A 16457-nucleotide genomic window follows, 5' to 3' on the forward strand; every position below is an offset into this window, starting at 1 on the left:
TTTTTTTGAGTAGAATGCTGGGAAAAGCAGATAATAACGAACAGCAAATGTCACAACTGGGGGGTAACAACAGTGAAAGACGGTGCAACCAAATCATCTGCTGGCTTTGTCCCCTACATCCCGGCTGCGCGATCGCTTCCCGAATTGACGGTATTTGCCATCATCCTCGGAATTATTCTGGCGATCGTATTTGGTGCGGCAAACGCCTATTTGGGATTGAAGATCGGCATGACCGTAAGTGCCTCTATCCCGGCCGCCGTGATTTCCATGGCCATTTTACGCGGTATTTTCCGGCGTGAATCGATTTTGGAAAACAATATCGTACAGACGATGACGACGGCTGGGGAAGCAGTGGCAGCAGGTGCCATCTTTACTCTGCCGGCGCTTTTTTTGTGGAACCTGACTCCCGGCCAGGCCGTCGTCAGCTTTATTGTTTTGACGGGCGGCTTTTTGGGCGTCTTGATGATGGTTCCGCTGCGGCGCCTGCTGATTGTAAACGAGCATCATACATTGCCTTACCCCGAGGGTACCGCATGCGCGGAGGTGCTTATTTCAGGGGAGACCGGCGGAAAAAGCGCCGGACTTGTCATTGCCGGCTTCGCGGTCGGCGGCTTGTTCAAGGCGCTCGGCGACGGATTTCTGTTGTTTAAGACAGAGATTGAGACGGGGATTTACCGCTTCAAGAACGCGCTGATCGGGATGGACACGTTTCCAGCCTTGCTGGGAGTCGGGTTTATTATCGGTCCGCGCATCTCCGGTCAAATGCTGGCCGGGGGGCTCTTGGCATGGACGGTGCTCACACCGTTAATCGGTTTCTTCGGAGCAGGAACTGCGCAACCGATTTTTCCCGGGACCGTACCGATTGGCAAGCTGGACGCCTGGGGGATCTGGGACAGCTACATTCGCTATATCGGCGCCGGCTCGGTAGCAACCGGGGGGTTGATTACACTCGTCAGAACGCTGCCAATGCTGTTTGCTTCCCTGCGCGATACCTTGAAGGGACTGCAGCGCGGCAACCGGGTGCAGACGGTCGAACGGACCGCCCAGGATATTCCGAATATCTGGCTGTTCATCGGCATTGTGCTGTTGATCCTGGTCATTGCCTTTTCTCCGCTTACCGATGTAGGTATCATCGGCGGGGTAGCCATCGCCGTGTTTGGTTTCCTTTTTGTGATGGTCGCTTCGCGAATCGTCGGGCTTGTCGGCAGCTCCTCCTCCCCGGTTTCCGGAATGACCATTGCGACGCTTTTGATCGTCACGGTTGTCTTCAAACTGGCTGGCGTGACCGGCACAGTCGGGATGGTCGCTTCCCTCACCGTAGGGGCGATCGTCTGTACGGCACTTGCTGTAGCCGGCGATATTTCCCAAGATTTGAAGACGGGCTATCTGGTTGGAGCTACCCCCTGGAAGCAGCAGCTGGCGATGATGGTCGGCGTGATCGCGTCGGGGCTGGTGATCGGTTTTGTCTTGGTCGTCCTGCACCAAACCTATGTGATGGGGTCGCCAGAGCTGCCGGCTCCCAAAGCCGTCCTGATGAAATTGATTATTGAAGGCTTAATGGCGGGCAACCTGCCTTGGGATTTGATTTTCATCGGCGCCGCTTCGGCGGTGGTTATCGAGTTTTTAGGATTAAACTCGCTGACGGTTGCCGTCGGAATCTACCTGCCCATCCATACCAGCATGCCGATTATGGTAGGAGGAATCATCAGCTGGCTGGTCGAGCGCTTTGCGAAAAGCGACGGGGTGAAAAAAGTGCGCCTCGAGACAGGCACGCTGTTTGCCTCGGGCCTGATCGCGGGCGAGTCTCTGATCGGCGTGGTGATAGCTGTCCTCATCTGGCTGAAAGTACAGCTTCCCAGCCAGGTAGCCATACCGAACGAGCTTGTTTCTCTTTTGCTGTTCGCTGCGGTAGCGCTTCTCCTCTGGTGGATATCCGTTCGGGCAAAGCCGGAGAGGTGATGGGAATGGTGCCAGCAGCCAAAAAACGCCCTGTGCCGAATATGTTGGAGATGTCGCCGATTCTTCGCGGAGGATTGCGGCTGGAGACGAACGGGGACAGTCACACGTTGATTGTCCCGCGAACAAGCTGGCTTGAGCGGTTGTCAGTCAGGTTCCTGAATCAACCAGCCTTCTTCCGCATCCAGCTGGACGACCTCGGCAGCTGGGTGATACGCCACTGCAACGGCAGCCATACGGTCAAAGAAATTGCCGAACTAGTGTCGAAAAAGTTCGCTGACAAGGCCGAGCCGGTCGTTCCGAGGTTGATTATTTTCCTGAAAATGGTAGAAGGTAACGGTTGGATCAGGTGGGTAAATGCTAAGGATTGGTAAAAATTTTCTGAAATATAGGTGCAACCTCCTGTTTTTTTATCCGTTCTTCTTTCCTATATTGGCATGTGGTACATCTGATCCGCCTTAGGTAAAAAGCTGTACTCGGAAAAAAGGTTGCATGACCGGACTAACAAAATTATGGGGATTTAAGTACAAACTCGAAAAGTTATTAAAAATATGTTAACAACTTGCTCTGAAGCTGATTAGGTAGCTGCGACTATAGAGGTCGCAGTTTTTACGTTATATAATGACCCACATGAGACAACCGAACCCGATAAAATGTTGGTCCAAAGGAGAAAAACATGATGAGGCGCAAATCAAAAAATCGGTTGGGCTTGGTCGTCCTGTCGATTCTTGCCGGCGCTTGTATTGGGTATTTCAGTTGGTATTGGCCGAATGTAACTGTTGAAAGCATGGAGACATCAGAAGGCGCTTATGTGAAATTCCGCACAAGCGGGGAGCAGCTGGAAGTTTACCGTGACAAACAGTGGCAGCCTTATTTTGTCAAAGGGGTCAACATGGGTGCGTCACTACCCGGACACTATCCAGGGGAGCTGCCCATTACCAAGGAGGATTACCTGCGCTGGTTCGCCATGATTCAGGATATGGGGGCCAATGTCATCCGGGTGTATACGATTCACCAGCCTGTCTTCTATGAGGCGCTAGTCGAATATAATCGTCAGAAAAAAGATAATCCGCTTTACTTTATACAAGGGGTCTGGACGCCGGAAGAGGCGCTGATCGAAAAGCAGGATGCCTTCTTGCCGGAGATACGCGAGGAGTTTCGCCGCGAGATCGCCGATGCAGTGGGGGCGGTATATGGAAATGTCACGATTCCGGAAAAGTCTGGGAAAGCGAGCGGCCGTTACCGTGTGAATGCCGGCCAGTATCTGTTGGCCTGGCATATCGGCACCGAATGGGATCCGGTGATGGTGAAAAAAACAAACCAAAAGCATCAGGGAGAGCCCCGGTTTGAGGGGGAGCATTTTCAGGCAGCGGAGAAGTCGTCCCCGTTTGAAAGCTGGTTGGCGGAAATGATCAACTACACGGCTGAGCTGGAAGCAAGGCAAGGATGGCGTCACCCGATGACGTTTACCAACTGGGTGACAACTGATCCGCTTACCCATCCGGGCGAGCCGATGATCCATGAAGACATGGTTAGCGTTGATCCGACCCATATCAAGGCGGTTGACTGGCAAGCTGGCTACTTTGCCTCTTATCACGTCTACCCTTACTATCCCGACTTTTTCCGGCACGATCAGGAACTGCAGCAGGTGAAAAACGAATCGGGACAAGCGGATTCTTATAAAGCGTACCTGCAAAAGCTGAAAGCCTACCACACAGGGATGCCGATCATGGTGACGGAATTTGGCGTTCCATCATCGCTCGGAGTTGCCCATATCGGCAATTTGGGGCGAAACCAAGGAGGACATAACGAAAAGGAACAAGGGGAAGTTGACGCCGAATTGCTCCGTGAAATCTACCAGGAAGGGTACGCAGGAGCGATCTTGTTCGCTTGGCAGGATGAGTGGTTTAAAAAGACCTGGAATACGATGAAATTTGAGCTCCCAGAGGACCGCCGATCGTTCTGGCTGAATGTTTTGACAAACGAGTCCATGTTTGGGCTGCTGGGGATGTATCCGGGGAAAGAAGGGATACTGCGGATCGATGGCCGCGAAGACGATTGGGAGCAGCTCAAGCCGGAGGAGAAAACAAGGCTGGATATGAAAGTTCCGGGCTTTGAAGAGATCTGGATGACGCATGATGAAGCGTATGTGTACGTGCTGATGAAATTGACGAAGCCGTTTGACCCTTCCAAAGAGATGCTTTACCTCGGCGCAGACACCATCCCGGGCGGCAATCGGCATGGACCGGAACTTCCCGGCAAGCGGTTGGACGAGGGGTTGGAGGCGTTGGTCGTACTCGGCAATCAGGAGGAAAGCGAAGTGAAAATCGCCTCCAACTACGATTTTCACACCCGGTTGTACGGGAAGCGGTACGGAATGATCCCGGTGGATGAACAGGCGATGAAGGATGATTCCGGGCTGTTCGTTCCATGGAAGCTGGCGGTAAGCCTGGAGATGGAGCCGCCTGATACGAAGGAATACCACCCGTTCGAAGATGTGACAGTAGGCAAGTTAAGGAGGGGTACGACTGACCCGGAAGACCCGGCCTACGATTCGCTGGCGATGTGGCAAGCGCGCGGGCAGGTGGTCGAATTGCGGATTCCCTGGATGCTGCTCGGCTTTACCGACCCAAGTTCGCATCATGTCATGAGCTACCGCGACGAAGGCAAAGGGTTTGTCATTGAACGTTCCAAGGGTATTCGCCTCATCCCCTGGATCAAGGAGCGGAATTCCAATCAGGTTATCGGACTGGAAAGCGACGGACCGGTTTATCTCGTGACGAAATGGCCCATCTATCTCTGGCCTGATTGGGAGAAAGTGGACTACCACGAGCGGACAAAACAGAGCTATGAGATCATGCGGAGGGCATTTTTGCGGATAGGTGATCAAGCGAAAAACAATACCGGAAAATAGGCAGAGGAGGAACCTGGATGGTTGACCATTTGGCAATTGCAATGGGGTTCATTTACGTCTCGATTGTTTTAATCGCCGTGCTGCTTGCCGTGATCCTAATAGTAAAAGCAAAAGGAATTTCGCGGGAAAAGCAGGAGGCGGAGATTCGCAGCAAATACGCCGATTACTTTTCCTACATCCAGGCACATCTGGGAGGCGAGGAGAGGCTGAAGCTGCCTCCCCAATCGCCAAGTGCCCGGGAATTGGCAGTCATCCAGCGGCAGCTGATGGACTGGATGGAGCGAGTCAGGGGGAATGACTCCAAAAAATTGACCCAACTGTGCGAGGAGCTGGGCCTGGCCGATCTGGAACAGCGCCGCCTGCACAGCAGACGTTCCACTGTGCAAATGGATGCCGCCTACAAATTGGGGGTCATGCGGGCACAGCAGGCCGTGCCGGACTTGCTGGAATTATTGAGACAGCAGGACCGGCAGCCGGATCTGTTCATCGTCGCCCGGGCCATCTCCAGATGTGCCCGCGAAGAGGATGATTTGCGGCAGATGACAGAGTACCTGGTTCAGCAATCAAAACACACCCACCAGCTGATCGTCGAGATCCTGCGGGATTCGCCAATTGACTGCAGTCCGCTGCTCATCGAATTCCTTGGCGAATCGGATGCGGAGCTGGTAAAAGTGGGCTTGACCGGTCTGTCGGTAGGGATAGATTCCCGACTCGACGGACAGCTGTCCAGCCTGCTGACGACAAGTGAAAAGGAACTGAGAATCAAGGCTGTCAAGCTCTTTACCAGGACCAGCAATTGGTTGACCGTAGCAAATGTAAAGGCGCTGCTGCGGCATGCCGACTGGGAGGTGCGCGCGGCTGCAGCAAAAGCGATCGGGTTTTGGGGCACTACCGAATACATCGGATTGCTGAAGGATTCCCTGCGGGATCCGAACTGGTGGGTTAGCTACAACAGTGCCAGCAGCCTCGCGATGCTGGGGGAAGAAGGGTTTTACGCTCTGTGTGAGGCAGCAGCCGATACGTCGAATCTGGAGGCTTCCCACATGGCACAGTCGGCGATTGAAGAGTCGCTGATCAGGCCGATGCACGACCTGAACAACGTGGAGAAGCTGATCAGCCACAATCGAAAGCTGCACATCTATGAAATGTTTTTTGGGAAAGACATGCAGAGTAATCAGGCGATCTGAGGATTTCGCCGGAAAGGGGGGACCCATGAGGGACCTTTTACTCGGGTACGGATGGTTCGCCATGTACTACGTATTGATCGTGAATACGATCTACTTTACGATCATCTGCTGTTCCTATGCCAACGTGTTCAAGACGGTAAAACGGGCAGCTTACTCGCGCTACCAGTCATTGGCCGGCTCGCAATTCGTCCCTCCAGTCTCGATACTGGTTCCCGCGTTTAACGAAGAGCTGACCATCATCGAAAATGTGCGTTCCCTGTTGGCGCTGAACTATCCGACCTATGAAGTGATCGTCATTAACGACGGATCCCATGACAAAACCCTGCAGGTGATGATTGACGAATTCGGGTTGAAGCGGCAGTCCAAGGTGGCGATCAAAGAAGTCGTCCACTCCACCCCGATCAAGGGGGTATACCATAACCCTGCCTACCCGAATCTCTACGTGATTGACAAGAATAACGGGGGCAAAGCCGATTCGCTCAATGCAGGCATTAATCTGTCGCACTATCCGATGATCTCTTCCATCGATGCCGACTCCCTGCTGGAGAAGGACGCGCTGATCCGGATTGCCCAGGTGTACATGGAAAATCCGGAAGAGACCGTGGCGATCGGCGGCAATATTCGCATCGCCAACGGATGCACCATTGAAGACGGCATCGTCAAAAAAGTCCGGCTGCCCGACAAGGTTCTCCCGATGTTTCAGACTCTGGAGTATATGAAAGCCTTTCTGGGCGGCCGCATCGGCTGGAGCTCGATCAACGGGCTGATCATCGTCTCGGGCGCATTCGGCGTGTTTCGCAAGGATTACGTCGTCAAGGTAGGCGGATACCGCGAGGGCTACCCTGGAGAAGACATGAACATTATCATCAAGCTGCACCGGTACATGCTGGATCAGAAGCAGCCTTACCGGATCGCCTTTTGCCCGGATGCCGTCTGTTGGACCCAGGCGCCGGACACCTTGCGGATTTTGGGCAGCCAACGGAAGCGCTGGGGGCGGGGAAATCTGAAAAACATGCTGGAGAACCGCGACATGATCTTCAACCCCAGATACAAGGTGATGGGACTCTTGACCATGCCCTATAACGTGATCTTTGAAACGCTGAATCCGTATTTTAAAATCTCCGGTTTGCTGGCGCTGATCGGGTACAGCCTGATGGATATGACGAATACCAGCATCGTGCTTGTCTTTATGGCAATCAACTTGTTGTTCGGCTACCTTTTGAGTGTCGCGTCGATTCTGCTGGAAGAGTTAGCCTTCCGCCGCTATCCGCGGATGAGGGACGTCGGAAAAATGCTCTGGTACTCCTTTCTGATGTTCTTTGGCTACCGTCAGGTTGGCGCGCTGTGGCGGCTGCTCGGCCACGTAGAATTCTTGCGCAACAACAATACGTGGGGAGTGATGACCAGGCAGAGCTGGAAGGTGGAAACAACCAAATCGCAAACGACGTAAAGGAGTGGTTCATTGTGCTTGTGCGTACCAAAACTCAACAAACGGTTCAACACGAAGACTTTACGCGGAAAGTAAGCCACTTTTTACAGCAATACGAAGCGAATGGCTCCAAATACGGAATGATTTTATCCTTGTGTCCGCAGCTTGGCAAGGACGGGCTGCAGGAAGTGACAGCGCATTTTCGGAAAGAAGTTTCCTCGTACGCAGCCGATACCGAGTTCTTTTACGATGATGCCGTAGGGCTGTTGGCGGTATTGATTCACGATTGCCCGCTAAGCGATACCCACTACCTGTCGCTGGCTCTGAAGGACTTTTTGCAAAGCCGCGGCCTGCTTAAGAGCGACATGCTGATTTCCAGCCTTCCGGAATGCTCGCCTTCCCCGCAAAACATCCTGGCCCAGATCAGCGGCTTAGTGTCCAGCGGGCCTGGAGCAGCAGGAGGAATCCGCATCATGACGGACCGATCCGAAAACAGATTGGCTCAGCCCCTGCTGGTGGTGGACAACGACGAAACAGTATGCCAGTTCCTGAAAGCCAGGCTCGGCCTGAAGGGCTACGAGATTCATACTGCCCGGGACGGGGAAGAGGGCTTGCGCCTCTACGAGCAGTTGTCTCCCCGTTTAGTCGTAACCGAACTGGCCTTGCCCGTGCTTAACGGGTATCAGCTGATCGACCAGATTCAGAAAAAGGAAAGAAATCCTGATTCTTGCAAAATCGTCGTGTTGACACAGAAGCGCTTGGAAGATGACATCAGCCGATGTTTTGAGCGTGGCGTCTCCGATTATGTGACGAAGCCATTTTCACCAGTCGAATTGGAGCTCCGGATACGAAGACTGCTAGCGTAATACTACAAACCGCCACAAAGGAGTGAGTAAGGATGGACAGATTTTCGGCACTGCAACATTTGATTGAAACCAAAACGGCAAAACTTGGGGTAATCGGGCTGGGCTACGTCGGATTGCCGCTCGCAATGGAGATGGTGAAGAGCGGGTATACCGTATTTGGAATCGATTTGGACCTCGAAAAGATAAAGCAATTGCAGGAAGGCACTTCGTACGTGAAGGACGTCTCCGACAGTGTGGTAAAAGAGAGCCTCGAGACCGGACGATTTTTTCCTACGACGGATTATCGGGTGTTGAAAGAACTGGATGCGCTAAGCATTTGTGTGCCTACGCCGCTGAGCAAAAATCAGGATCCGGATACCTCCTACATCATCCAGGTGGTAGACCAAATCAAGCACTACATGGAAAATGGCATGCTGATTACGCTGGAGAGCACGACGTATCCGGGAACGACGGAAGAGCTGATCCAGTGGGAATTGGAGAAGCTGGGGTATCGGGTCGGGGTCGACTTTTTCCTCTGCTTTTCCCCCGAGCGGGTCGATCCGGGAAATTCCAATTTTTCGACCCATAACACCCCGAAGGTAATCGGCGGTACGACGAAGAAGTGCATCGAGCTGGGAAAGGCGTTGTACGGCTCGTTTGTCGAGTCGATTGTGACTGTATCTTCCACAAAAGTGGCAGAGATGTCAAAGCTGCTTGAAAATACGTTTCGCAGTGTCAACATCGCCTTCATCAATGAAATGGCGATGATGTGCGAGAAGATGGGCATCGATATCTGGGAGGTAATCGAAGCCTCCTCGACCAAGCCGTTTGGATTTATGCCGTTTTACCCGGGCCCGGGCATCGGCGGCCACTGCATTCCGCTCGATCCGATGTACCTGTCCTGGAAGGCGAAGGGATTCCGCTTTTACAGTAAATTTATCGATCTGGCCCAAGCCGTCAATAGCAATATGCCGGATTACGTGATCAGCAAGACCGCGACCATCATGAACATGTACGCCAAATCATTGCGCAATTCTCGCGTTCTGCTGCTCGGGATGGCTTATAAACCGGACATTGACGACTTGCGGGAATCGCCTGGATTGCAGCTGTACGAGCTGTTCCGCGAACACGGCGCGATCGTTCACTACTACGACCCTTATGCCAAGAGTTTTCGCGATAAGCGGGGCAATGAGGTTCACTCGATCACGTACGATCTGAACAGCATGCGCCAGTATGACTGCATGGTGCTGGTCACCAATCACCGGGTCTTTGACTATCAGAAGATCGCAGACCTGGGTGTGGCGATTATAGATACGAGAAATGCTTTCGCCGGGATCGATCTGCCGAATATTTACCGGATCGGCTCTTCAGCGAAACTGCCGCAAATGGCCGAGACTTCTTTGGCTATCTAAAGAAAAGCTTTTCTTTCAAATAGAAGCTCTGCTTACCGTATCGGAGGGTATGGCTGATCGCCTGCTTCCCGATACGGCAAACGGAGTAGTGAGGTTTGTCGGGTTAACGGGCCTTCTCTACGCTGTTTTTCCAGTTTTGGTAATCGTGAATGGAGATGCCCGCATAAGAGGGACGGCCGGACAAGCGCTCGTCGACGATGGCGATTTGCTGCTCCATCTCCTCGGCTCCTTCTTTGTAAAAGGTGACGAAATCACCTTCCGTGCTTTCACGGATGTTGACGCCGATGACGATTCTCCTGCCCAGCTCATCAGCTTCTGCCAGCTTGTTCTGGGTGATCTGCAAGATGCCATTGGGTCCCTCCGCGTGATTGCGGTAGGCCATCAACGTCACGTGGTCAAAGGTGCGGGCCATCCAGCGGCTGACTGTCTCCGCGCCGGGGTCGTCTGATACCTGCAGTGTGTCCAGCCAGAACGGCGTGTCGGCGCCCGTCTCAAGTTCCGGATCCGACTTTGCCTGCTGAACGAAAACTTGAACATTGTCGATCCACTGGCGAATCACTGCCGATTTGTCCTGTTTCCACTCGGGAAGCAGGTAGGGTTCAATGTCGACGTGGACGCCGCGAAAGCGCTCATCCTCGGCGACGCTTTGATTGTAATCTTTTACCCATGTGACCAGTGCTGTCAAGCGATCCTGGTTTTTGCCGAGTGCCCAGTCAGGCGCTCCGTCCAGTGCATGCACTTCAATGCCGGCCTCGTGGGCTGATTTGAGAAAAGCGCGGTATTGTTCCTTGGTGACCAACCGCCTGTTGACCTGCAGATAGATCAAATTGATGCCGTTCTCTTTCACAAATGAGATGATTTGATCCTTTTCCGATGCGATCATCGGCGTATTCCACAACCACGTCGCCCTGATATTTTCCGCAGCGGCCACCTCCTCCCGAACTACAGACTCCTGCGAATAACCTGTGGAGCATCCCATCAAAAGCAAGATAAGCAATAACAAAAAATACCTCATACATGATTCCTCCATAGTCCCCAAGTTGTACAATATTAAGTACCTTTTACCGTCTGCCATCAAACTGAGCTAAAAGGCCTGTTTTTTCAATTCTTTCTCTTTTATTCAGTCAGACTGTAACCTTCGCCTTTGTTGGGGTATGATAGGAATGATTTAGTATCCCCTTGTTCGGGGAGATAGGAGTTACATCTATGCAAAATGTGGAACTGATCGCGACCGCCACTTTCGGCCTTGAGTCTGTGGTTGCAGAAGAAGTAAAAAGATTGGGCTATGAACAGGTACATGTAGATAACGGAAAGGTGACGTTCAGCGCCGATTTGGGGGCGATTCCGCGCACCAACCTGTGGCTTCGCACGGCCGACCGCGTTCGGCTTAAAATAGGGGAGTTTCAAGCGAAGACATTTGACGAACTGTTTGAACAAACCAAGGCGCTGCCGTGGGCTGACTGGATTCCCGAAAACGGAACGTTCCCTGTAGAGGGCAAATCAGTCAAGTCGACCCTGTACAGTGTGCCGGATTGCCAGGCGATCGTGAAGAAGGCAGTCGTGGAGAGTTTAAAGAAGCGGTACAAGCAGGAGTGGTTCCCCGAAGATGGGCCGCTCTATAAAATTGAGGTGGCTCTGCTCAAAGACATCGCCACCTTAACGATTGATACCAGCGGGGCCGGACTGCATAAACGGGGGTACCGGGAATGGATCGGAACCGCTCCGTTAAAAGAGACGATGGCCGCCGCCTTGATTCAATTAGCCCGCTGGAACCCCGATCGTGTGCTGATCGACCCGTTTTGCGGATCGGGCACAATTCCGATCGAAGCGGCATTGATCGGCCAGAATATCGCCCCTGGCATGAACCGGGAATTCGCGTCGGAGAGTTGGCCCGTCATTCCCAAAACACTTTGGCGGGAGGCCAGAGCACAGACCCATGATTTGGCCCAGTATGATCGGCCCATGGAGATCATCGGCACTGACTACGATGACGAGGTGCTGAAAGTGGCACGCCGCAACGCCCGGGAAGCAGGAGTCGATGAGTCGATCCACTTTCAGCGGATGGAGATGCGCGATCTGCGGACCAAGAAAAAATACGGCTGCATTATTACCAACCCTCCCTATGGCGAGCGTCTCAGCGAACGGGCCGAGGTGGAACGGCTCTATCGGGAAATGGGCAAGGTGTTTGGCCAGCTCGATACTTGGTCGTTTTACATCATTACTTCGGACGAGCAGTTTGAGCAGCACTTCGGGCGAAAAGCCAGCAAAAAGCGGAAGCTTTACAACGGGAATATCAAAGTAGACTACTATCAATTTTTCGGCCCCAGGCCGCCCAAGCCGAGGTCTGACGGATCTCCCGATTAAATGATCTCTTCCTGCCGCTGGCCGGAATCCTGTTGCCGCGTCGTTCCTGTGTCCTTTACCATGACGGCGGGCAGCAGGGTAAACATCCGATGGTAAAGCATTGCAGCCACCAGCGCCAACAGCAGGATGATGCCAAAGACCCCGATCGGGGCGAACCACTCGGACAGAGCTATAGTCAGGGGGGCGATAAACCGCCCGATGGAAAACTGCAGGGTGGACGCCCCCATGTACTGTCCGCGCTGATCTTCCGGAGCGTATTTGCTGACGAAGCTTTGCGTGACCGGCGTGCGAATCAATTCCCCGACCGTAAAAAGAACCATGCAGGCGAACAACAGCCAGATATTCACAGTCAAAGACATGGCAAACAAGCCAAGCCCGGATAATACTGAGGAGATAATCAACGAACGGCGGTCGCTCCATGCGGCACACAGGCGGGTGACCGCCAGGGTAAACAGGACGACCATCAACCCGTTAAGACTCATCATCCAGCCAAAAGTCTCGGTTCCGCCCACGGAAAACGACCAATCCCCCCATGAGATAAGATTTTGCAAGGGAACGTGTTCCTTCAAGTAGACGCCCATGTACAGATCCAGTTGCATGAAGGTGACGGCTACCAGTATTCCCGCAAGGATGTACAAGGCAAACACTTTGTCGCGGAAAATCACGGCGTAGCTTTGCCATTGTTCCTTGAGGCTGCCAGCCTTTTGTTTGGCATGCCCTTTGTTAGGCAGGGACTCCTTGATGACAAAAAATAGCGTAAGTGTAAAGGCAAGGCTGACAAAAAAGCAGACCAGCAGCAGCTGCGGACGGTGCTGGAAGAAAAAGAACGAGCCCAGGACCGGCCCCAGCACAACACCAATGTTCATTGCAGTGTAAAAAGTGGCGTAGACCTCGCGGCGATCCTCTTCCTTGGTCAAATCGGCAACCATCGCCGAACTGGCAGGCCAGTAAATGGAGCTTGCGATATTCAAGCCGATAAATGCGGCGTAGTCAACCCAGGGTGACCAGGAGAGAGCGAACAGGGCAAACATCAGGCATTCCGTAGCAGCGCCGAACAGCATCGCCGGCCTGCGGCCGACCCGGTCGGATATCTGTCCCCCGTACAGACTGGCAATGATTCCGAGCAGCGGCGGGAACATCAACAAAATACCGGTCAGATCCTTGCCGAATGCATCGGAAAAATAAAGCGCCATAAAGGGAAAAAACATCCAGTAAAACGTATGGAAGATCGTTTCCCCGATCAATCTCACTTTTAAATTTAAATCCCACGTCGACCAGAACACGTCTTTCTCCTCCCAACTGTTTGTTTCGGTGTTGCAGGATTTTCGCTAACCGCCCAACCAATTGGGATCACGGCCACAATTATTTCCCATTTTTGGAAATTTTGGATAAAAAGGGAAGGCGAAAGCCCATCCGGTGTAGTACATACACGGAAAGAAGCGTTCGCCTCCACACAGTGACACGTATGGAAACGGAAGCGGACGAATGCATCCTGCCATTCAATCGATATGATAGGTTTTCTGAGGGACGGGACCCCCGAAAAGGCCCCATCAAATCATTGATTTTGCAGGAATTCGCATCAGTACAACACTCCCGTTATCGTTCGATAAATAATATTTACATGATTAGCATATGTCATAATCTGTGAAAAACGCAAGAAAAATTTTTTTATCGGTTTTTATAACGAATACAGGACCGCCTTAGCCTGCCAACTCAAGGGCGGTCATTTCTTTTTGAGTTATGCGAGCAAAGCCTTATTTAAGAAATGTGTTTGCTTCAACCAACGCTTCTCGCAGCCAACGTACTCCATCCGTAATGTCCCGGCGATCGGCCTGGGCATAAGTAAGGCGGATATATCCCCGTTCTGCCCCATAGATCCCGCCGGGAGAGAAGACAACCCCGTGTTTGATCCCCAGTTCAAGCAAGTCCGCCTCATTGACGCTTTTGCGCAGGCGGCACCAGACGTAGAAGCTTCCCTTGGGGCGGGTCCAATCCGCCAACTCCTTGAGGTTTGCCTCCAGCGCCTCCAGCATGCAGTCCCGCCGCTCGGTCAAAGCGACAGTCAGTTCGTCGAGACGCTGCTGCCGTAATGGCGATGAGAGATACGCCTTAGCCAATTTTTGCGAGATGATCCCCGTTCCCGAATCCATCACGTGCTTGGCGTCCGCCAGCCGCTCGATGACCGATTTCGGTCCTGCCAGCCAGCCGATCCGCAGCCCCGGGGCGAGAGTTTTGGAAAGACTGCCGATGTAGAGGACAGATCCTCCCATATCCATTGCTTTCAAAGGGCGGGGAGGTTTTCCAGAGCCGATGAGCGTCAGCGATCCGTAAGCGTCGTCTTCGACGATCGGCAGCCGCAATTCTTCGCAGATGGCAAGCAGACGCTTCCTTCTGGCTTCTCCAAGTACGGTGCCGGTGGGATTTTGATAGGTAGGATTGGTGAAGATCATGCGGATCTTGTGTCTTCGATGCAGCGAAATGACTTCCTCTGGCTGCAAGCCTTGCTCGTCAAGCGGCAGCTGAAACAGGCGGAGCCCCGCTGATGTGAATAACGGCAGGGAATAGGCAAAGGAAGGCCCCTCCATGGCGATGGCGTCACCAGGACTGAGCAGGCATTGCGCGATCAGGTGCAGGGCCTGCTGCGCTCCCGTCGTGATGAGGATTTCGTCCGGATCGACGTGCATGTCGTGCTCTTCGGCTAAATGGACAGCCAGGGTCTCCCGCAGTTCACCGTCTCCCCTCGGGTTGGCATAACTAAGAGAGGGGGGCAATGAAATTTGCCGCAGCAGCTTTTCGATATCTTCCGTAGGCATTAACTCCGGAGACAAACCGCCCTCTGCCAAATTGATTACGCCGGGGTAGAGGCTCGCCTCGCGGATCAGCTTTGCCAGCGGACGCGAAGGCAGGAAGGCTCCTCCGCTTGTATACTGATGCCAATGGGGGATCCGGCGGTAAGAAACGCCCCACATGTTTTCGCTTACCCAGGTTCCCTTGCCCTGCTGCGATTGGACCAGTCCGAGCGAATGAAGTTCATCGTAGGCTTGCGTGATCGTGCTGCGGTTCACATTGAATTGGCGGGCCAACTTTCGCTGCGGGGGAAGTGAAGTGCCCGGCGGGAGATCACCTCGGATGATGCTCGTTTCAAAGTGGCGGGCGATTTGCCGAAAGATCGGCTCATCGCTTGCCAAATCAGGCTTCCAAGGCATATTGTCCCTCTTTTCCGACTGTTCTTGATACCTGTATCATAAACCGATAGCTGATGAGAAGAAAAGAGAAAATTGGCTGGTCAAAATGACAGCCAATTGGCTGGAGCAGGATTCCAAGCTGGCAGGTAGGATGGTGATACACGATAAAGAACAAGGGAAAAGGAGTATCGGTGAGATGAAACCAAATACGGACGTTTCAGCGGCAAGCAACGCAAAGAAGGGAAAAGAAGGGCTTGGCATGTTTTACGGTCTGCTGGGTGTCGTCGGGTTCAGCCTGTCACTTCCCACTACCCGTGTTGCGGTGGAATATTTTAACCCGACGGTGACCGGGTTGGGTCGTGCATTGGTAGCTGCAGTATTGGCCGGCCTTGTGCTGTGGATTCGCCGAGAGCGTATCCCCAACTGGACGCAGATCAAAAGCCTGGCGATCGTCGCTTTTGGAGTGGTGATCGGTTTTCCCTTTTTCTCCTCCTGGGCGATGGAGCGGGTCCCGTCTTCACACGGGGCGGTGGTCATCGCGATGCTGCCGATTGCCACGGCGGCCGTAGCTGCCCTGCGGGGCGGGGAACGGCCGTCTATCGGCTTTTGGCTGGCGAGTGCGGCTGCGAGCGCGACAGTTGTATTCTACGCGTTTAGCGCAGGGTTTGGCCGATTGCAGGTAGCCGATCTGGCGTTAATCGGGGCCGTAATATCTGCCGCAATCGGGTATGCAGAGGGAGGAAGACTCGCCCGTGAACTGGGCGGGTGGCAGGTCATCAGTTGGTCACTGGTTATCTCGGCGCCGTTCCTGATCTGGCCGGTAGCAAGTTCCCTTTCTGAAAAAATTCTCCTTGCCACCCCGGCAGCGTGGCTTAGTTTCGCCTATGTTTGCCTGATCAGCCAGTACTTTGCCTTTTTCGCCTGGTACGGCGGCTTGGCCCTGGGCGGTGTCGCCAAAGTAAGCCAGGTGCAGTATTTGCAGCCGTTTATGACGATAATGGCGTCTGCTTTCCTGCTTGGCGAGATCGTCTCCAGCCAGACGATAGGGACAGCAGTCATTGTCGTCATCCTGGTGGCTTTGGGTCGAAAAGCTGCGGTCCGGCAGGTGCCAAAACGGGAGATCCCGCGGGCGGATATACACAGATAAACTCAAAAACAGCACCGC

At 53.3% G+C, this 16457-nt stretch carries 12 protein-coding genes; 9 read left to right on the forward strand and 3 right to left on the reverse strand.

Annotated elements, in window-relative coordinates:
- Window positions 1-72 precede the first annotated feature (72 nt).
- The 7 genes from ACI7RC_RS03355 (at window position 73) to ACI7RC_RS03385 (ending at window position 9743) form a co-directional block, all read left to right on the forward strand.
- On the forward strand, window positions 73-1959 hold the full coding sequence (locus ACI7RC_RS03355; RefSeq protein WP_408106818.1) for an OPT family oligopeptide transporter: 1887 nt from the start codon (window positions 73-75) through the stop codon (window positions 1957-1959).
- A 5-nt stretch (window positions 1960-1964) separates the two neighbouring features.
- Window positions 1965-2330: a PqqD family protein gene (locus ACI7RC_RS03360; protein WP_408106819.1), complete on the forward strand. Its 366-nt coding sequence runs from the start codon at window positions 1965-1967 to the stop codon at window positions 2328-2330.
- Between the two features lie 305 nt (window positions 2331-2635).
- Window positions 2636-4870, forward strand: a complete 2235-nt coding sequence (locus ACI7RC_RS03365) for a hypothetical protein (protein WP_408106820.1) — start codon at window positions 2636-2638, stop codon at window positions 4868-4870.
- 17 nt (window positions 4871-4887) lie between these two features.
- Window positions 4888-6057, forward strand: a complete 1170-nt coding sequence (locus tag ACI7RC_RS03370) for a HEAT repeat domain-containing protein (RefSeq protein WP_408106821.1) — start codon at window positions 4888-4890, stop codon at window positions 6055-6057.
- A 25-nt stretch (window positions 6058-6082) separates the two neighbouring features.
- Entirely contained in the window at window positions 6083-7507 is a 1425-nt protein-coding gene (locus tag ACI7RC_RS03375) for a glycosyltransferase family 2 protein (protein WP_408106822.1), read from the forward strand.
- Window positions 7508-7527: 20 nt separating this feature from the next.
- Window positions 7528-8352 carry a response regulator transcription factor gene (locus ACI7RC_RS03380; RefSeq protein WP_408106823.1) on the forward strand — a complete coding sequence of 275 codons (825 nt, stop codon included), beginning with the start codon at window positions 7528-7530 and terminating at the stop codon, window positions 8350-8352.
- Window positions 8353-8384: 32 nt separating this feature from the next.
- Window positions 8385-9743: a nucleotide sugar dehydrogenase gene (locus tag ACI7RC_RS03385; protein WP_408106824.1), complete on the forward strand. Its 1359-nt coding sequence runs from the start codon at window positions 8385-8387 to the stop codon at window positions 9741-9743.
- A gap of 103 nt (window positions 9744-9846) precedes the next feature.
- On the opposite strand, the gene ACI7RC_RS03390 is transcribed toward ACI7RC_RS03385, so the two are convergent.
- Window positions 9847-10758, reverse strand: coding sequence for a glycoside hydrolase family protein (locus ACI7RC_RS03390; protein ID WP_408106825.1), 912 nt, complete (start codon window positions 10756-10758; stop codon window positions 9847-9849).
- Between the two features lie 191 nt (window positions 10759-10949).
- On the opposite strand from ACI7RC_RS03390, the gene ACI7RC_RS03395 reads away from it, so the two are divergent.
- On the forward strand, window positions 10950-12107 hold the full coding sequence (locus ACI7RC_RS03395; RefSeq protein WP_408106826.1) for a THUMP domain-containing class I SAM-dependent RNA methyltransferase: 1158 nt from the start codon (window positions 10950-10952) through the stop codon (window positions 12105-12107).
- Here the strand turns inward: ACI7RC_RS03395 and ACI7RC_RS03400 are convergent.
- Window positions 12104-13390, reverse strand: coding sequence for an MDR family MFS transporter (locus ACI7RC_RS03400; protein WP_408106827.1), 1287 nt, complete (start codon window positions 13388-13390; stop codon window positions 12104-12106). The genes ACI7RC_RS03395 and ACI7RC_RS03400 overlap by 4 nt on opposite strands.
- A gap of 471 nt (window positions 13391-13861) precedes the next feature.
- Window positions 13862-15313 (reverse strand): aminotransferase-like domain-containing protein, encoded by a 1452-nt coding sequence (locus ACI7RC_RS03405; RefSeq protein ID WP_408106828.1) that lies wholly within the window; start codon window positions 15311-15313, stop codon window positions 13862-13864.
- Window positions 15314-15488: 175 nt separating this feature from the next.
- Here ACI7RC_RS03405 and ACI7RC_RS03410 point away from each other — a divergent pair, with 175 nt between their 5' ends.
- A complete protein-coding gene (locus tag ACI7RC_RS03410; protein ID WP_408106829.1) occupies window positions 15489-16439 on the forward strand; it encodes a DMT family transporter in 951 nt (316 codons plus the stop codon).
- The last annotated feature ends 18 nt before the right edge of the window (window positions 16440-16457 follow it).

Origin of the sequence: Brevibacillus sp. B_LB10_24, from assembly GCF_046036945.1 — a bacterium.
GTDB lineage: Bacteria > Bacillota > Bacilli > Brevibacillales > Brevibacillaceae > Brevibacillus_C.